General features: G+C 65.7%; 17 protein-coding genes. 2 read left to right on the forward strand and 15 right to left on the reverse strand.

The window, feature by feature from the left end; translation table 11 throughout:
- Window positions 1-94 precede the first annotated feature (94 nt).
- From hflX to V6W80_RS21320, 7 genes are all read right to left on the reverse strand, one after another.
- The gene (gene hflX / locus V6W80_RS21290) at window positions 95-1,399 is read right to left on the reverse strand and encodes a ribosome rescue GTPase HflX (RefSeq protein ID WP_017642908.1); all 1,305 of its coding nucleotides are present in this window, start codon (window positions 1,397-1,399) and stop codon (window positions 95-97) included.
- 20 nt (window positions 1,400-1,419) lie between these two features.
- Window positions 1,420-1,665 (reverse strand): RNA chaperone Hfq, encoded by a 246-nt coding sequence (hfq, locus tag V6W80_RS21295; RefSeq protein ID WP_007161156.1) that lies wholly within the window; start codon window positions 1,663-1,665, stop codon window positions 1,420-1,422.
- Between the two features lie 87 nt (window positions 1,666-1,752).
- The gene (miaA, locus tag V6W80_RS21300; RefSeq protein ID WP_017642907.1) at window positions 1,753-2,733 is read right to left on the reverse strand and encodes a tRNA (adenosine(37)-N6)-dimethylallyltransferase MiaA; all 981 of its coding nucleotides are present in this window, start codon (window positions 2,731-2,733) and stop codon (window positions 1,753-1,755) included.
- A gap of 42 nt (window positions 2,734-2,775) precedes the next feature.
- Window positions 2,776-4,674, reverse strand: coding sequence for a DNA mismatch repair endonuclease MutL (gene mutL, locus V6W80_RS21305; RefSeq protein WP_338545337.1), 1,899 nt, complete (start codon window positions 4,672-4,674; stop codon window positions 2,776-2,778).
- Window positions 4,667-6,097, reverse strand: a complete 1,431-nt coding sequence (locus V6W80_RS21310) for an N-acetylmuramoyl-L-alanine amidase (protein ID WP_026084069.1) — start codon at window positions 6,095-6,097, stop codon at window positions 4,667-4,669. The genes mutL and V6W80_RS21310 overlap by 8 nt, the downstream gene beginning before the upstream one ends.
- A gap of 38 nt (window positions 6,098-6,135) precedes the next feature.
- Window positions 6,136-6,597 carry a tRNA (adenosine(37)-N6)-threonylcarbamoyltransferase complex ATPase subunit type 1 TsaE gene (gene tsaE / locus V6W80_RS21315; RefSeq protein ID WP_093256398.1) on the reverse strand — a complete coding sequence of 154 codons (462 nt, stop codon included), beginning with the start codon at window positions 6,595-6,597 and terminating at the stop codon, window positions 6,136-6,138.
- Window positions 6,585-8,072, reverse strand: coding sequence for an NAD(P)H-hydrate dehydratase (locus tag V6W80_RS21320; protein ID WP_338545338.1), 1,488 nt, complete (start codon window positions 8,070-8,072; stop codon window positions 6,585-6,587). Before V6W80_RS21320 ends, tsaE begins: the two co-directional genes overlap by 13 nt.
- 61 nt (window positions 8,073-8,133) lie before the next feature.
- Between V6W80_RS21320 and queG the strand changes: the two genes are divergently transcribed.
- On the forward strand, window positions 8,134-9,198 hold the full coding sequence (queG, locus tag V6W80_RS21325) for a tRNA epoxyqueuosine(34) reductase QueG (RefSeq protein ID WP_338545339.1): 1,065 nt from the start codon (window positions 8,134-8,136) through the stop codon (window positions 9,196-9,198).
- 16 nt (window positions 9,199-9,214) lie between these two features.
- Here the strand turns inward: queG and V6W80_RS21330 are convergent, their stop codons facing one another.
- From V6W80_RS21330 to V6W80_RS21350, 5 genes are all read right to left on the reverse strand, one after another.
- Complete coding sequence (locus tag V6W80_RS21330) at window positions 9,215-9,901, reverse strand: DUF2931 family protein (protein WP_338545340.1); 687 nt, start codon at window positions 9,899-9,901, stop codon at window positions 9,215-9,217.
- Window positions 9,898-11,769, reverse strand: coding sequence for a PAAR domain-containing protein (locus V6W80_RS21335; RefSeq protein WP_338545341.1), 1,872 nt, complete (start codon window positions 11,767-11,769; stop codon window positions 9,898-9,900). The genes V6W80_RS21330 and V6W80_RS21335 overlap by 4 nt, the downstream gene beginning before the upstream one ends.
- Before the next feature lie 97 nt (window positions 11,770-11,866).
- A complete protein-coding gene (locus V6W80_RS21340) occupies window positions 11,867-12,481 on the reverse strand; it encodes a trimeric intracellular cation channel family protein (RefSeq protein ID WP_042137396.1) in 615 nt (204 codons plus the stop codon).
- A 16-nt stretch (window positions 12,482-12,497) separates the two neighbouring features.
- Complete coding sequence (orn, locus tag V6W80_RS21345; RefSeq protein WP_017642897.1) at window positions 12,498-13,046, reverse strand: oligoribonuclease; 549 nt, start codon at window positions 13,044-13,046, stop codon at window positions 12,498-12,500.
- A gap of 50 nt (window positions 13,047-13,096) precedes the next feature.
- A complete protein-coding gene (locus V6W80_RS21350; RefSeq protein WP_173147231.1) occupies window positions 13,097-13,867 on the reverse strand; it encodes a class I SAM-dependent methyltransferase in 771 nt (256 codons plus the stop codon).
- A gap of 94 nt (window positions 13,868-13,961) precedes the next feature.
- Here V6W80_RS21350 and rsgA point away from each other — a divergent pair, with 94 nt between their 5' ends.
- Complete coding sequence (gene rsgA, locus V6W80_RS21355; protein ID WP_064307623.1) at window positions 13,962-14,984, forward strand: small ribosomal subunit biogenesis GTPase RsgA; 1,023 nt, start codon at window positions 13,962-13,964, stop codon at window positions 14,982-14,984.
- A gap of 44 nt (window positions 14,985-15,028) precedes the next feature.
- Here rsgA and V6W80_RS21360 read toward each other — a convergent pair whose 3' ends face one another.
- The 3 genes from V6W80_RS21360 to motA form a co-directional block, all read right to left on the reverse strand.
- Window positions 15,029-15,628 carry a nitroreductase family protein gene (locus V6W80_RS21360; RefSeq protein ID WP_007161171.1) on the reverse strand — a complete coding sequence of 200 codons (600 nt, stop codon included), beginning with the start codon at window positions 15,626-15,628 and terminating at the stop codon, window positions 15,029-15,031.
- A gap of 163 nt (window positions 15,629-15,791) precedes the next feature.
- Window positions 15,792-16,952 (reverse strand): flagellar motor protein MotB, encoded by a 1,161-nt coding sequence (locus V6W80_RS21365; protein WP_338545343.1) that lies wholly within the window; start codon window positions 16,950-16,952, stop codon window positions 15,792-15,794.
- Window positions 16,952-17,803 (reverse strand): flagellar motor stator protein MotA, encoded by an 852-nt coding sequence (motA, locus tag V6W80_RS21370; RefSeq protein WP_017642892.1) that lies wholly within the window; start codon window positions 17,801-17,803, stop codon window positions 16,952-16,954. The genes V6W80_RS21365 and motA overlap by 1 nt, the downstream gene beginning before the upstream one ends.
- Window positions 17,804-17,835 lie beyond the last annotated feature (32 nt).

Below are 17,835 nucleotides of genomic sequence, written 5' to 3' on the forward strand. Positions count from 1 at the left end.
CTCTCCCTACTGATAACGCGAAAACGCGCCGAAATGGCGCGCCGACCAATGCTACCGGATGGTCCCTGCCCGAACAAAAGCGCCGAGCGGGGGTTTATTGCAAAACATGTTGCTGGATAAAGACTTCCGGTTCTTCACCGGCCCGGCTGAGCAGTCGATTGAGTTCGGCGCGGGGTACTCGTACAGACAACAGGATGTTGCCTTCGTCATCATGATCGTCCTGGCGAACCACGCCCAGCTCGAACAACTGGGCCCGCAGCCGGGCGTGCCGCTGGGGCAGCCGCAACACCCCAACGAAGAGATCCTCGCCGAGCAATTCGGCCACGGCCTGACCGACCAGCTCCAGACCGCGCCCCTCGCGTGCCGACACCCAGACCCGAATCGGGCGTCCGGTCTCGTCGTCGCGCTGGATATGCGGCTCGACCCCGTCGAGCAGATCGAGCTTGTTGTAGATCTCCAGCATCGGCAACTCGTCGGCGCCGATTTCGTGCAGCACCGCCTCGACCTGCTCGATCTGCAACTGGCGATCATCCTCGTGGGCATCGATCACGTGCAGCAGCAGATCGGAGTTGCTGGATTCCTCCAGGGTCGCGCGGAAGGCCTCCACCAGCTTGTGCGGCAGATGGCGGATGAAGCCCACGGTATCGGCCAGCACGATCGGCCCCAGATCCGGCAGCTCCAGACGGCGCAGGGTCGGATCGAGGGTGGCGAACAGGAGGTTGGCGGCGTAGACGCCGGATTCGGTGAGGCTGTTGAACAGGGTGGACTTGCCAGCGTTGGTGTAACCGACCAGGGACACCGAAGGAATCTCGGCGCGCCGACGACCGCGCCGAGCCTGCTCGCGCTGGCTGCGTACCTTGTCCAGGCGCTGGCGAATCTGGCGGATGCGGATCCGCAGGAGACGACGGTCGGTTTCCAGCTGGGTTTCACCCGGGCCGCGCAGACCGATACCGCCCTTCTGGCGTTCGAGGTGAGTCCAGCCGCGTACCAGCCGGGTGCTCATGTGCTCGAGCTGGGCGAGTTCCACCTGCAGCTTGCCCTCGTGGGTGCGAGCACGCTGGGCGAAGATGTCGAGAATGAGGCCCGTGCGATCCAGGACGCGGCACTCGAAGGCTTTTTCGAGGTTGCGTTCCTGACTGGGCGTGAGGTCATGGTTGAAGATGACCAGATCGGCGGCATGAGCATGCACCTGATCGTGCAATTCCTCGACCTTGCCGGTACCGATGAGATAACGCGCCGTCGGCTGGCTGCGGTTCACCGTGACGAACGCCACGGTCTCCGCACCCGCCGATCGCGCGAGTTCGAGAAACTCCTGAGGATCTTCGCGCGCCTCGGGATGCAGGCCTTCCAAATGGACCAGAATGGCCCGTTCACCACCTTCGTGACGCTCGAAGAACAACAGGGCGCTCCTCTTGTTATTTATTCGCTATCCGACTCGCTCGTCTCGGAGCTAGGCAGACGGACCGGGCGGCTGGGCACCACGGTGGAAATCGCATGCTTGTAGACCATCTGGCTGACGGTGTTCTTGAGCAGGATCACGAACTGGTCGAAGGACTCGATCTGACCCTGCAGCTTGATACCGTTGACGAGATAGATGGAAACCGGAACGCGCTCTTTACGCAGGGTGTTCAGGTAAGGGTCTTGTAGCGAATGCCCTTTTGACATCGTGTCGCTCTCCTAAAGAAATGAAAATACTGATCTGGCGACATGCCAGTTTCCGCTGCCCACCATGGACACGCGGACAAAAACGATTCAGCTGCGAGGCGATATGGAGTCGCCGGCCAGGCATTTCAAGATCCGTGGCAGATTGTCACAAGCCAGGCTGTCGAAGGTGTGCGCGGCGGGCCAGCCACGCAACCAGGTCAACTGCCGCTTCGCCAATTGCCGCGTCGCCGCAACGCCACGCGCCACCATCTCTTCCCGCGTGCAATCCCCTTCCAGGAACTCCCACACCTGACGATAGCCTACGGATCGCATGGACGGCAGACCAGGATGCAGATCGGGACGTTCCCGCAAGGCTGAAACTTCGTCGATGAAGCCCTGTTCCAGCATCAGACCGAAGCGCTCGGCGATACGCGCATGGAGCACCTCACGCCGACCAGGCGCCAGGATCAATTGGGCGACAGTATAGGGTAATTGCGTCTGGGGCGCGCCGTTCGAATCGGCATTGGCACTCATTTGCAACGCGCGATGCGCGGTCATCGACTGGCCGCTGACGCGATACACCTCGAGGGCGCGCAGAAGGCGCTGGGGGTCGTTGGGATGGATGCGCGCCGCCGACACCGGATCGACCTCGGCCAGTTGCCGATGGATCTCGCCCCAACCTGCCGCGGCCGCCAGGGCTTCGATCTCGGCGCGGACCCCGGCATCGGCACGGGGCATGTCGGCCAGGCCTTCGAGCAGGGCCTTGAAGTAGAGCATGGTGCCGCCGACCAGCAGAGGGATGCGGCCGGCGGCGGTGATCTCGGCCATGGCCGCCAGGGCATCGGTGCGAAATTCGGCGGCGGAATAGCTCTCGGCAGGGTCGCGGATGTCCACCAGCCGGTGCGGATGGGCAGCCAGCACCTCGGCGCTGGGCTTGGCGGTACCTATGTCCATACCCCGGTAGATGAGCGCCGAATCCACGCTGATCAGCTCGATGGGCAGCAACCGGGCCAGTTCGATGGCGAGGTCGGTCTTGCCGGAGGCGGTCGGCCCCATGAGAAAGATGGCGGGCGGCAGGGGGGCGGTCATTGAGGATTCTCGGAGGACGCCGCGCAGGACGCGGCGGGGCGGTCAGCGGCCGCGCAGGAAGAGTTTGTCCAGGTCATCCAGGCTGAGCTGGGCCCAGGTGGGACGACCGTGGTTGCACTGGCCGCTGCGCTCGGTGGTTTCCATGTCGCGCAGCAGGGCATTCATCTCCGGCAGGGTCAGCCGCCGGTTGGCGCGTACCGAGCCGTGGCAGGCCATGGTGCCGAGCAGTTCGTTGAGGTGCGCCTGAATGCGATCGCTGGTGCCATAGTCGAGCAGATCGGCGAGCACGTCCTGCACCAGCCGCGCGGCCTGGGCCTGCTTGAGCAGCGCGGGGATCTGCCGGATGGCCAGGGTCTCGGGGCCCAGGCGCTGCAGCTCGAAGCCGAGGCGCTCGAACCACTGGCCGTGCTCTTCGGCGCAATCGGCCTCGCGCTCGCTGACCGCCAGAGACTCCGGCACCAGCAGTGGCTGGCCGCGCAGGCCTTCGCTGGCCATGGCCACCTTGAGCCGCTCGTAGGTGATGCGCTCGTGGGCGGCGTGCATGTCCACCAGGATCAGGCCCTGGGCGTTCTCGGCCAGGATGTAGATACCCTTGAGCTGCGCCAGGGCATAGCCCAGCGGCGGTACGTCGCCCTGCTCCGCGGGCAGGGCCGCGGCCTCGGCACCCTCCGGCAGCGGCGCGAAGAAGGCCTTGTAGGCGCTCTGCACCTCGGCCACCGGCGCACCCGCATAGGGCTGCGGGGCAGGACTGTAGTGCGCGGCACCACCCGATCCGCCACCACCGGCGAAGGGCTGGGCCGGCGGCGCAGGACTGTCGTGCAGGACGGCGGCGGCCAGGCGCATCTCGCCCTGGGGGCCGAATTCACCGGCGGCCGGACCGCTCAGGGGCGCCGGCGCCGTGGGTGCCACCACGGCGAGCTGGTCGTCCGGGCGGATGTCGCCGAGGGCGCGGTGCAGGGTGCCGTAGAGGAAGTCGTGCACCTGGCGGCTGTCGCGGAAGCGCACCTCGTGCTTGGTGGGGTGGACATTGACGTCCACCGTCGCCGGATCCACTTCGAGGAAGAGCACGAAGGCCGGGTGACGGCCGTTGTAGAGCACGTCGCGATAGGCCTGGCGCACCGCGTGGGCGACCAGCTTGTCGCGCACCATGCGGCCGTTGACATAGAAGTACTGCAGATCGGCCTGGCTGCGGGAGAAGGTTGGCAGGCCGACCCAGCCCCAGAGGCGCAGGCCGTTGCGCTCGTGCTCCAGCGGCAGGGCCTGTTCGAGAAAGCCGGGGCTGCAGACGGCGCCGACCCGCCGCCCCTGGCTCTGGGGATCGCCCGCCGGATGCAGGGCCAGCACGCTCTTGCCGTTGTGCCTCAGGTGAAAACCCACGTCGAAGCGCGCCAGCGCCAGGCGCCGCACCACTTCCTGCAGGTGATCGAATTCGGTCTTTTCGGCGCGCAGGAACTTGCGCCGCGCAGGCGTATTGAAGAACAGGTCGCGCACCTCCACCGAGGTGCCCTGGGGGTGGGCGGCAGGCTGTACCCGTGGCTGCATCTCGCGCCCCTCGGTCTCCACCTGCCAGGCCTGGTCCTCGCCCCGGTAGCGCGAGGTCAGGGTGAGCCGGGACACCGAGCTGACCGAGGCCAGGGCTTCGCCGCGAAAGCCCAGACTGGTGACGCTTTCCAGTTCGTCCAGGTGGTAGATCTTGCTGGTGGCGTGGCGCGCCAGGGCCAGCGGCAGGTCGTCCGCCGGGATGCCATGGCCGTCGTCGCGGATACGCAGCAGCTTGACCCCGCCCTGCTCCACCTCGACGTCGATACGCCGAGCACCCGCGTCCAGGCTGTTCTCCAGCAGCTCCTTGGCCACCGAGGCGGGCCGTTCGACCACCTCGCCGGCAGCGATCTGGTTGGACAGCCGCGGACTGAGCAGCTGGATGCGCCGGGGTTCAGTCATTGCTGGCCGCCAGTTCGTGGGTGGGGATGGTCAGGACCTGGCCGGAGCGGATGCGGTCGCCCTTTAGCCGATTGGCGGCGCGCAGGGTGGAGAGGTCGACATCATAGCGACGGGCGATCAGGCTCAGGCTTTCGCCCGGCTGCACCCGGTGCTGATCGATGCCGCGCACGCTGCCGACCTTGTCGCCCCGCTGCTCGCGCTGCCAGGCCAGGTAGGTGCCGGGCGGCGGGCGGTGCTGGAAGTACTGCACGATACCGGCCTGGATCTGCCGGGCGAGCAGGCCCTGGTGCGCCGGACTGGCCAGCTTGGCCGACTCGTTGGCATTAGTGATGAAGCCGGTCTCCACCAGGATCGAGGGAATGTCCGGCGATTTCAGCACCATGAAGCCGGCCTGCTCCACCCGCGAATGCAGGAGCTTGGTCGCCCGCCCGACCTGACCGAGGATGGTCTGGCCGACCTCCAGGCTGGAGGCCACGGTGGCGGTCATGGACAGGTCCATGAGCACCCCGGCGAGCATGGGATCCTTGTTGTCCAGGGCATCGGATACGCCACCGACCTGGTCGGAGCGGTTTTCCGCATCGGCCAGCCAGCGTGCGGCCTCGGAGGTGGCGCCGCGCTGGGACAGGGCGAAGACGGTAACGCCCTCGGCGCTGGCGCTGGGCGCGGAGTCGGCATGGATGGAGATGAACAGGTCGGCGCCCTTCTTGCGGGCGATGACCTGCCGTTGGCGCAGCGGGATGAAGTAGTCGCTGGTGCGGGTCAGCTCGGCGCGAAAGCCTTTCTGCCGGTTGAGATTGGCCTGCAGCTGCTTGGCGATGGCCAGCACCACGTTCTTCTCGTACAACCGACCGCGGCCGATGGCACCCGGGTCTTCACCGCCGTGGCCGGGATCGATCACCACCACCACGTCGCGCTTGCCGCTGGGGCTGGAGGGCAGACGGGTCGCCGGCTGGGCCGGGGTCACCGGGGTGGCCGGCAGATTGGGCGTGACGGTGGCGGGGATGTCGCTGGCGGCCGGATCGGTGCCCTGATCGTAGAGATCGACCACCAGGCGATTGCCGTATTCCTTGTTGGGCGCCAGGGTGAAACTCTTGGGCGTCAGGGCACCCTTGGTGTCCAGCACCAGGCGCACCTCGCCGGGCGAGCGCTGGGCCGCCCGCAGGCCGGTGATGGGAGTATTGCGCAGCGGCTTTTCGTTCAACCCACCGTCGAGCTGCGCGCCGGACAGGTCGATGACGATGCGGTCCGGGGCACTGAGGGTGAACACGCTGGCCTTGACCGGGCCGGTCAGATCGAACACCAGACGGGTATTGTCGGGCGCACGCCAGACGCGCATGCCCTTGATCTGGGTGGCGGCCAGCAACTGACTGCTGAGAATCAACAACAACAGGCCGAGTCCCGACCTGAAAAAACACTTGCGCATGCCTGCGACCGTATAGCTGGAGAACGAAGGATCGGCGCCTAGGGCGCGAGGGCGGCGCACCAGGCCTCGCCGTGAGCACCATGACTAGTCAGGCGCAGATCACGGCCGTCGGCGCGTGGCGTAATGGTAATGTCCAGGTCGGGCTTTGGCAAAAAGCCCTGACCGCGCTCGGGCCATTCCACCAGGCACAAGGCCTCGGCTGTGAAGTAGTCGCGAATCCCCATGAATTCCAGTTCTTCGGGATCGGCCAGGCGGTAGAGGTCGAAGTGGTAGATCGCACCACTGGGCAACTCGTAGGGCTCGACCAGGGTGAAGGTGGGGCTCTTCACCGCTCCTGCGTGGCCGAGGCCGCGCAGGATGCCACGCGACAGGGTGGTCTTGCCGGCGCCCAGATCGCCGTGCAGATAGAGTACGCCACGACCGCCGCTGGCCTGGGCCAGGCGGGCACCCAGGGCATACATGGCGTCTTCGTCGGCGGCGTGCAGGGTCAGTTCAGGCATGGCTGGAGTTCCTCGAGCAACTGGCGGGCGACCGGGGGCAGATCGCTGGCGGCGAGACCGCGGCCCTGGCGACCCAGCTCGGCGCCGGCACGGCCGTGCAGCCAGGCGCCCAGGCAGGCGGCCTCGAAGGGCGCCAGCTCCTGCCCCAGCAGGGCGGCGATGATACCGGTGAGGATGTCTCCCAGGCCACCCGTGGCCATCGCCGGATGCCCCTCGCCGCACAGCGCCATGCGGCCATCCGGATGGGCGATAAGGGTACCGAAGCCCTTGAGCAGCGCCACGCCGCCGTAGCGCCGCGCCAGTTCGCGGGCGCTGCCTGGGCGATCGGCTTCGATGTCCTGGATCGAGACCTGCAGCAGCCGCGCCGCTTCGCCCGGATGGGGCGTCATCACCCAGGGCCCGCGCGGCGCCTCGACCACGCCGGCGGCCAACAGATTGAGGGCATCGGCGTCCCAGACCTGGACGACGTCCAGCGTCGCGGCGGCACTGGCCAGCGCCTTGCCCCAGGCGCCCTGGCCCAGGCCCGGCCCGACGGCGAGCACATCGGCCTTCTTGGCCAGTTCCAGTACGGCGAAACTGGAACGTACGCCGGCGACCATCACTTCCGGCCGCCGCGCCAGCACCGCGGTGACGTTGGACGGCCGGGTCGCCAGGCTGAGCATGCCGGCACCGCAGCGCAGCGCCGCCTCGCTGGTCATGATGGCCGCGCCGCCGGTGCCTTCGTCGCCGCCGATCACCAGCAGATGGCCGTATTGCCCCTTGTGCGCGTTGAGCGGGCGCGCCGCCAGGCGCGGCAGGTTGCCGGGCGCCAGACGCTGAGCGGTGGCATGGGCGGGATTCTGCGGTTCCTCCATCAGCGGCTCGAACACCAGACTGCCGACGTGATCCGGCCCCTTGCCGGTGAACAGCCCGAGCTTGAGACCGATGAAGGTGATGGTCAGATCGGCGCGCACCAGGGCGCCCGCCGCAGCGCCGGTATCGGCATCCAGCCCGGAGGGAATGTCGATGGCCACCACCGGCAATTCGCTGGCGTTGATCCGTTCGATGGCCGCGGCATAGGGCTCACGTGCGGCGCCCTTGAGCCCGGTGCCCAGCAAGGCATCTACCACCACGCCTTCCAGCGCGGCATCCGCGCGCCAAGGCTGGATGTCCACGCCGGCGGCCAGGGCCTCGGCATGGGCCAGGGCGGCATCGCCCTGGAGTCCGGCCGGATCGGCCAGGTGCAAGACCCGCGCCTGCCAGCCGGCCTTGCGCGCCAGACTGGCGACCAGGTAGCCATCACCGGCATTGTTGCCACCGCCCGCCAGTACGCAGAGGGCGCCGGCATGAGGCCAGCCATGGCGCAATGAGCGCCAAGCCGCCCCCGCCGCACGTCTCATCAACTCAAGACCGGGCAGACCGCCGGCGATCAGTTGGGCGTCGAGATCCCGCACCTGCTGGGCGCTGTAGAGCTGGAACGGCAGTTCGTCGTGCATGCTGGGAAAGCCTCCGGAGTCTGGCAAAATAGGCGGCCCTCCTGCCTGTGCGCTCCCGTCGATGTCCGCTGTCGCTCTCGATCTCGCCGCCCTGGCCGACCTCATCAAGACCTGGGGTCGGGAATTGGGCTTTCAACAGACCGGCATCGCCGGGCTGGATCTGGCACGTCACGAGGAACATCTGGAGCGCTGGCTGGCCGCCGGTTTCCACGGCGAGATGGACTATATGGCCGCGCACGGCAGCAAACGTTCGCGACCGGCCGAACTGGTCCCGGGGACTCTGAGGGTGGTTTCCCTGCGCATGGACTACCTGCCCGGCGACACCCGCATGAGCGAGCGCCTGGCCGATGGCAATGCGGCCTATATCTCCCGCTACGCCCTGGGTCGCGATTACCACAAGCTGATCCGCAAGCGCCTGCAGCAGCTGGCCGAGCGCATCCAGGGAGAGATCGGTCCCTTCGGCTATCGCGCCTTCGTCGACAGCGCGCCGGTGCTGGAAAAGGCCATCGCCGAACAGGCTGGCCTGGGCTGGATCGGCAAGAACACCCTGGTGCTCAATCGCAAGGCCGGCAGCTGGTTCTTTCTCGGCGAACTCTTCGTCGACGTGCCCCTGCCGGTGGACGAACCCACCCCACGCGACCACTGCGGCACCTGCCGCGCCTGCCTGGACATCTGCCCGACCCAGGCCTTCGTCGGCCCCTATCAGCTCGACGCCCGGCGCTGCATTTCCTACCTGACCATCGAGTTCAAGGGCTCCATTCCACTGGAGCTGCGGCCCTTGATCGGCAACCGGGTCTTTGGCTGCGACGACTGCCAGTTGGTCTGCCCCTGGAATCGCTTCGCCAAGCCCACCGCCGAAGGAGACTTCCAGCCACGCCACAGCCTGGACAGCGCCAGTCTGGCCGAGCTCTTTCGCTGGACCGAAGCCGAATTTCTCAGCCGCACCGAAGGCTCGCCGCTACGCCGCGCCGGTTACGAGCGCTGGCTGCGCAACCTGGCCGTGGGCCTGGGCAATGCGCCAACCAGCATCCCGGTGCTGGAAGCCCTGAAGCTGCAGCGCGAACATCCCTCTCCCCTGGTGCGTGAGCACGTGGAATGGGCGCTGCAGCGGCACGGCGAGGCCTGAGCGGAAAGCTAGGCGCTCACGGCCCTACCGTGGTGTAAGGGATGGGTGCCCACCAGCTGCCGTAGGGGACGCCGTACTTGTCGACATAGCGCTTGACCACCGGCGACAACGGCCGGTACTTGCCGTTGGATTTGCCGCCATAGGGCCCCTTGGGCTCGATCTCGGCCTGGAGGGTCAGGACTTCGATGGGATCGAGGCACGGCCCCATGATCCAGACCTTGACCACCCCGCCGGGCGCCAGGCCGATGGTAAGGTCCTTACGGTAATCCGAAGTGCGACCACTGACCGGACACTCGGCTGGTAGACGCTCGATCATTTTTTTCCTGGCCCAATCAGGGATGGTGAAAAGCGCGTGATAGGTTTGAGGTTCGACCATGGATTGCCAGCGTAGGGATACGACATAGGGCAGATCCAGGCCGGTCAGAGTCCGGCCTTTGCCTGAGCCGATTCTTTCTGGCCAACCCTCTGCGCGAATCGCCAGATTTTCAGGTTTGCCATAAGACACTACTCCCCCCATGGCATTGGGAAAGATGCGCCCGCTGTTATCACCAATATTGACTTGCTCCAGCCAAACTTCCATGTAGTTAGGCGCTATAAAGCCCAAATACCAGGATTCGTAAGGCATTTTTGGTTTGGTCGAGGTATTGGATTGGCAGCCAGTAATACATAACACCAAGATGAGAAGCAGCCAAAAGCGACTCATATCGGATACCCCGCCTGCGGTCGATTGGGGTAGACGTTGCGCCGACCATCGACGGTAGGAGCATCGACGAATATCGTATCCACATTGCCCAGGCCACTACCCATGCGCGCATTCCAGTGAGCCGACCTGTGTACATAGCGACTGAGCAGCAGACGATTTTCGGCCTGATTCAGGGGCTCAGGCGCAGGCGAAGCGCCTGCCTGGAGCTTGCTGGCTATCGGAGCGAGTTCGGCCGGCAAACGCCATTCCGGATCCTCGTCATCGAGGGTCGTGAAAGGGACATCCTGAGCAGTGGCCAGACGGTGCATCATCCGCAGGTAAACCAGGGATAGCTCTCCACGAACCTTTCGCTCCAGCCGTATCGCAGCGAAGACTTCGACTTCCGGCAGGTCGCCCCGGACGCGGGGCAACTCGAGGCGCCAGGTATCGATGCCAAGACGAGTGCTGGTTGAGACGTACCAAGGCGCCCCTTGCAGGCGCCGCAACTCCAATTCGGCCTGACGATAGCTCCAGGCCTGGTGGCTATCCGTGCCCCTGGGCTCACGGGAAGCCCTCGGCCGGGTCAACAGCAATCGCTCCTGCATCTCATCCAGGTAGCCGCCCCCGACATCGGCGTGGGCGCCGGGCAGGAAGATCTCCTCATGCTCTGGCGCCACGCTGGTCAGGGCGAAATTGCGGCGGTACTCGTGCTGCGCCGCCAATTGCACAACCTTGAGCGCGCAATTAGCCGGCAGATAGAGATTGAGCCCCGGATTGACTGCATTGGCTGGACTGAAGTCACCGCGCAAGGGATCGGCGACTGCCGCCACGGTATCGAACAAGCCGATAAAGCTGAGTCGTGCCTTGGCGCGCTTCCAGGTAAAACATGGCAATAGTCCTGCGGCGGCAATACCACCATCGGCCTTGAGTACTTCATTGGCAAAATGCCGCGCTGCCGCTGCCCCTCGACTGAAGCCAAAAAGATCGAATTCAACCGCCTCGACGATAGTGTTGGGATTACTACGCTTGAATTGATCGTAGCGATCCGCGAAGGCTGAAGGAAAGTTTTGAACGCAAGCAAGAACGCCGCTTTTCCCTACGCCCGTCCCCATGGAAAACAAATTGTCCGGCTGGCCAGCTTGAGTCCCAATACCTTCGATATAGACAGAGATACTGGCTTGAACCTCGCTTTTATCGAGCTTTCGATCCACATCGCTCTCATACAACCGATACAGCCGCGCAATATTCGTCTCCGCCCCCGCATAGCTGCCATCAACACTCAGCATGAACTTCTCGCAATGCCTTGCGATGCTGCGCGCCTGATCCTGGCGAAAGCCCTGCTCTTCCGCCCGGCAGGCGGCACCGGTAGCGGCGTTGAAGAGGTTGTTGCCGGTGCCGTCGAAGAAGACGCCGATGCGCAGGGTGATGCGCTGGTCTATCGGGCGCTCCGCCTGTTCGCCGACTTCATCCCTGGCACCGGGTGCGCCATGCGAGTGTTTGGCAGGCCCCTCGATACCCTGTCGCTCCCGGTCGCGCAGCGCCGAAGGCTTGCCCTGCCCCGGTGCCAAACCGGTAGTGCCTGCACGGCTCGCGCAGGCGCCCTTGGTCGCACCGCCCGCATCCAGGCCGATGATGACGCTGCCCGATCCGCCGATCACCACGCCGCCATGGCTGGTAAGGCTGCCGAGCACCGCCGCCGGTTGGCCGTTGATCAGGACGGTGGGGATGACCGCGGCGCTCAGGACCGCGCCACAGCCGCAGGCATGACCGAGGGTCGCGGCAGGCAGGCCGTCGAAAGACACATCGGAGGAGCCCTGGGCCAGGGCCGTGGTACCGCACTTGGGGCAGGCGACGGCGTCGCCCAGGCGAACAGCAGGCTTTCCAGACATCACCGATCTCCCTATCGGTCACTGGGGCCCTGAAAATGCCGCATAAAATGCTCTAGAACAAGGATTTCAGCGCAGCGCCGCGCAATCTGTCACGACCCTAGCCGTGGGGATCGTCCGGATAGGTGAAGGTCGGCATCTGCCAGTTGAATCTCAGCGCCAGCAGGCGCAGCAGCAGCCCCGCGGCCAGGGTGATCAGCAGCGCCTGCTCCTCGCCGAGCCACGGGCGGCAAAGCAGATAACAGCCGGCGGAGAGTACCGCCACGCTGGCATAGAGCTCGCGCCTGAGGATCAGGGGCACGTCGTTGCAGAGGATGTCGCGCAGGATGCCGCCGCAGGTGCCGGTGAGGGTACCGCTGACGATGACGATGGCCGGACTCAGGCCCATCTCCAGGGCCACCTGGCAGCCGATCACGGTGAAGGCCACCAGGCCCAGGGCATCGAGCACCAGGAACAGCCGGCGCAGATAGCGCATGACCCGGGCGATGGCCACGGTGGCGAGGCCCGCACCGACGGTGAGCGCTAGGTACTCCGGGTGCTTGACCCAGCCGAGCGGATAGTGCCCCAGCAGGACGTCGCGCACCGATCCGCCGCCCAGGGCGGTGACGCTGGCGATCAGCGCCACGCCGAACAGGTCCATGCCGCGGCGCCCTGCGGACAGGGCGCCGGTCATGGCCTCGGCGGTGATGGCCACCAGATAGAGGATGGACAGCAGCACGGCTGCGCGGCCATCAGACCTTGATGAAGTGCTCGCGGTAGTGACGCAGCTCGGCGATGGAATCGCGGATGTCGTCCAGCGCCAGGTGGCTGCCGCTCTTCTTCACGCCGTCACGCACATGGGGCGCCCAGCGCGCGGCCAGTTCCTTGAGGGTGGAGACGTCCAGGTTGCGGTAGTGGAAGTAGGCTTCCAGCGCCGGCATGCGGCGATAGAGGAAGCGGCGATCCTGGCAGATGCTGTTGCCGCAGATCGGCGATTTGCCCTTGGGTACCCACTGCTGCAGGAATTCCAGGGTCAGGGCCTCGGCCTGGGCGGTATCGACGGTGCTCTCGCGCACCCGCTGGGTCAGTCCCGAACCGCCGTGCTGACGGGTATTCCACTCGTCCATGCCGGCCAGGATCTCGTCCGACTGGTGGATGGCCAGCACCGGGCCCTCGGCCAGCACATTGAGGTCGCTGTCGGTGACGATGGTGGCCATCTCGATGATCACGTCCCGATCCGGATCCAGGCCGGTCATTTCCAGGTCGATCCAGATCAGGTGCTGCGGATTGGGGGTGGTCATGGTGAACTCCTTGATGATGGCAGCAGTGTAGCAGTGCGCCTGCCGCGCACCTACCGGCGCCAGAGCAGCAGCCGGCTGCCACGCAGGTCGCCCACTTCCAGCACCCTGTCCGCTGGCTGGCCGGGAATCTCGAAGGTGTTGCTGATCAGCCAGCTGCCGGCCCGCAGCTCCGTGCTGGCCTTGTCGCCCAGGCGCGGCATGGGCGCCGGGGAGAGAAAGCAGTAGACGACGTCGAACTCGCCCAGCTCCACTCGCCAGAGATCGCGATAGCGCACCTGGCAGTTGCGCCGTGGCAGGCAGCGCAGCCAGGCCAGGGCGAAGCTCAGCGGCGCCGTCTCCACACCGACGAAGGTGGCCTGCGGAAAGCGCCGGGACAGGTCGACCAGGGTATCACCCAGGCCGCAGCCCAAGTCGACGAAGCGAAAGGTCGGCTCGCGCTCGGCGAGCAGTTCGGCCAGCCGCTCGCGGGTTTGGCGCCCGGTGAGATAGAGCGGCACCCGCTCGCGCAGGCTGTTCCAGTTCAGCAGCAGGAGCAGCAGGAAGCCGAGCGCGGCGATACCCGCCGACAGGCCGCGACCACTGACCAGGTAGAGCGCCGGAGCGAACAGCAGATTGATGAAGACCCACCAGCGCGCCAGGCCCAGGCGTTCGCCCAGCAGCGCCGCGAGCACGGCCTGCAGGCACACCAGCAGCAGCAACGACGGGCGCTGCCCGGTGAAGCCAGCCCACAGCCGCAGTCCGACGACCGCCAGCACCAGGGCGGCCAGTTGCACCAGCACGGCCAGCAACAGGGGATAGCGCGAGGCGAGATGGGCCAGCATGGGGGCTCCAGAGCGACGAGGTGCGCCAAGTTTAGGTAATCCGCGAGAGGCGGCCAATGCTAGACTCCTCGACCCTGAAACCCGCGGACTTCCCATGGCCAAACGCCACCTGACCCGTCGCCAGAGCTGGCGGATCGAAAAAATCCAGACTGAACGCGCTGCTCGCGCGGAAAAGCGCGAATCCAAGCTGGTCGACGAACTGGAAGGTGGCGACCTGGGCCCCGAACAACAGGGCCAGGTGATCGCCCATTTCGGCGTTCAGGTGGAGGTCGAAGATGGCGAAGGTCGGCTGCAGCGCTGCCATCTGCGCGCCAACCTGCCGACCCTGGTCACGGGCGACCAGGTGGTGTTTCGCTCCGGTATCCAGGGCAATGGCGTCATCGTCGCCCAGTTGCCGCGCCATTCGGAGATCTGCCGGCCGGACATGCGCGGTCAGCTCAAGCCGGTGGCGGCCAACGTCGACCGCCTGGTGATCGTCTTTGCCCCGCTGCCCACGCCCCATGCCAACCTCATCGACCGCTACCTGGTGGCGGCCGAGCATGCCGGCATCCAGCCGCTGCTGCTGCTCAACAAGGCCGACCTGATCGACGAGCACAACGGTCCGGCGCTGGACGAACTGCTGGGCATCTACCGCGAGCTGGACTATCCGCTGCTGGAGGTGTCGGCCCACAACGGCCTGAGCATGGACCAGCTCAAGAGCGCTCTGGACGAACACGTCAGTGTCTTCGTCGGTCAGTCCGGCGTGGGCAAGTCGTCGCTGGTGAACGCCCTGCTACCGGGCGTCGATACGCGCGTCGGGCCGCTGTCCGAGCTGACCAACAAGGGCACCCACACCACTACCACCGCCAGGCTCTTCCACTTTCCCGATGGCGGCGACCTGATCGACTCACCCGGTATTCGCGAATTCGGCCTCAGTCACGTCAGCCGCGACGACGTCGAAGCCGGCTTCAAGGAATTCGGCGACTACCTCGGCCACTGCCGCTTCCGCGACTGCAAGCACGAGCGCGAGCCCGGTTGCGCCCTGCTCGCGGCCCTGGAACGCGGCGATATCCATCCGCAGCGGATGGCCAGTTACCGGCATATCCTGGCTAGCCTCGAAGGCGAGTCACGCTACTAACGAAAACGCCGGGCAAGCCCGGCGTTTTTATCGATCGACGACTATCAGCCAAAGACGCGGAAGCGCTCGGCATCGTCCATGAAGCCCTTCTCCGGGAAGTCGCCCTCGTTGGAACCGAAGGGCATCTGGGCGCGCAGGTGCCAGGTCTCCGGCAGCTTCCACTCGGCGGCGGCCAGGGCGTCGGGCAGCGGATTATAGTGCTGCAGGCTGGCGCCTATGCCGGCGTTGGCCAGGGCGGTCCACACCGAGAACTGGGCGATGCCGCTGGCCTGTTCCGACCAGATGGGGAAGTTGTCGGCATAGGCGGGATACTTGTCCTGCAGGCCGGCAACGACATGCCGATCCTCGTAGAACAGCACGGTGCCGGCGCCGGCCGCGAAGCTGTTGATCTTGCCCTCGGTAGCGGCGAAGGCGTCGGCCGGCACGATCTGCCGCAGCGCCTGCATGACGAAGCCCCAGAACTTGTCGCTCTCGGCGCCGAACAGGATCACCGCCCGCGAGCTCTGCGAATTGAAGGCGGAGGGCGACAGCTTGACCGCCTCCTGGATCAGCGCGGTGACCTGGTCCTGGGCCAGCGGCAGATTCTTGCCCAGCGCGTACTGGCTGCGGCGGCGCTTGATGGTGTCGATAAAGGCGTTGCTCATCGGAAGGCTCCTGCAAGGGAATCGGAGATCGGGAGACCGCGCGCCAGGGCGCAAGGTGCCCGATCCGTCATGAAACCCCTGCAGCTTAACCAGCCGTCTTCACGTCAACGTACGAAAAAACCGAACGCTAGCAGCGAATTTTCCTATCGATCGCCATGACCGCTCAGGGCTTGCTCTGGATGACGCCGGCGTCGAAGGCGTTGATCTGCTGCTTGAAGGCGGCGTTGTTGATGGGTTGCGCCAGATTGCCGGTGGCGCTGACGCCACCACTGGAGACCCCGCTGCGACTGGCAGCCGGCGCGCCATCGGTCGCCGGCTTCGGTGCCTGGCTGCTCCCGGCCCGTCCCTCGATGGCCTGCTGGGCCTTCTTGGTCAGGACGATGATATCGATGCGGCGGTTGACCGGATTGAGCGGATGCTCGCGATCGAAGGGGGCCGAGGAGGCATAGCCGACGATCCGCGCCACCTGCTCTTCCGGATAGCCACCGGCGATCAGCGCCCGGCGTGCGGCGTTGGCGCGACCGGCGGACAACTCCCAGTTGCTGAAGTCACCCTTGCCGTTGTAGCGCGCCGCATCGGTATGGCCGCTGATGCTGATCTTGTTCGGCACCTGGCGAATGGTGTCGGCCATGGCCAGCAGGATGTCCTCGAAATAGGATTTCAGTCGCGGACTGCCGGAATCGAACATCGGCCGGTTCTCGGCATCGACGATCTGGATGCGCAGGCCGTCCTGGGTGATTTCCAGCAGGATCTGGTCCTTGAACTTCTGCAATTCCGGATTCTGCTCGATCTTGTTCTGCAGCTCCTGCAGCAACAGCTCCAGGCGCTCCTTGTCGACCTGCTCGGCGATCTTTTCCGCCTGGCTCGGATCCATCTTCGCCTGACTGGCATCCTTCTGCTGCTGGGTCGCGTCGTTGGGCTGGCGCTTGTCGGACGGATCGAGCGCCTGGGTGGGATCGGGCGCGACGCGGTTGGAGTCGTTGGGATCGGCACGCTCCTGCACGTCCGGATTGACCTTGTTCTGGGTCGAATCCGGTTGCGCCTGGATCTCGGGATTCAGGGTGCGATCGGGCGCCGGCGTCGGCGTGCCGCCCAGGTCGATGACATAGGGACTGGCGCTTTCGGTGAAGCCGATCGGATCCTGGAAGTAGCCGGCGATGGCCTTCTTCTGCTCTGGGGTGGCCGAGGACATCAGCCAGAGCACCAGGAAGAACGCCATCATGGCGGTGGCGAAGTCGGCGAAGGCGATCTTCCAGGCGCCGCCGTGGTGGCCGGCGGCGCTTTTCTTGATGCGCTTGACGATGATCGGCTGGTTGTTGTCCATCAGCTGCCCCGCATGGCCTGCTCGAGCTCACTGAAGGACGGCCGGTGCGCCGGGAACAGCACCTTGCGGCCGAATTCCACGGCGACGGTGGGCGGCATGCCGCTGGCGGCGGCGACCAGGCAGGCCTTGATGGCCTCCAGCACATTGAGCTCTTCCTTGGCGTCGTGCTCCAGGCAGGTCGCCAGGGGGCCGAAGAAGCCGTAGGCCGCGAGAATACCGAGGAAGGTACCTACCAGCGCGGCGCCCACGTGGCCACCGATGGCCGCCTGGTCACCCTCGCCGAGCATACCCATGGTGATCACGATACCCAGTACCGCGGCGACGATACCGAAGCCGGGCAGGCCGTCGGCGACCCGCGATACCGCGTGGGACGGATGCTCCAGTTCTTCCTTGATGCCGGCCAGCTCCATGTCGAACAGGCCTTCCAGCTCGTGGGGCGCCATGTTGCCGGAGGACATCAGCCGCAGGTAGTCGGCGACGTAGGCGGTCATCCGCTCATCCTTGAGGATGTTCGGGTACTTGCTGAAGATCGGACTGGCCTTGGGATCCTCGACGTCCGCCTCGATGGACATCATGCCCTCGCGCCGGCTCTTGTTGAGGATCTCGTAGAGCAGCTTGAGCACGTCCAGGTAGAAGGCGTGGGTGAAGCGGTTGCCAAACATCTTCAGCGACTTCTTGAACACCTGCATGAAGGTGCTGCCCGGGTTGGCTTGCAAGAAGGCCCCCAGGGCGGCACCGCCGATGATCAGGACCTCGAGCGGCTGGATGATCGCAGCGATCTTGCCATGCGCGAGAATGTAGCCGCCGAGGACAGCCGCGAATATCACGATGATGCCGATGATTTTTGCCATGGTTGGGAATACTGTGTGCTAAGGAAAATTGA

This window comes from Pseudomonas benzopyrenica, from assembly GCF_036884265.1.
Classification (GTDB): domain Bacteria; phylum Pseudomonadota; class Gammaproteobacteria; order Pseudomonadales; family Pseudomonadaceae; genus Chryseomonas; species Chryseomonas benzopyrenica.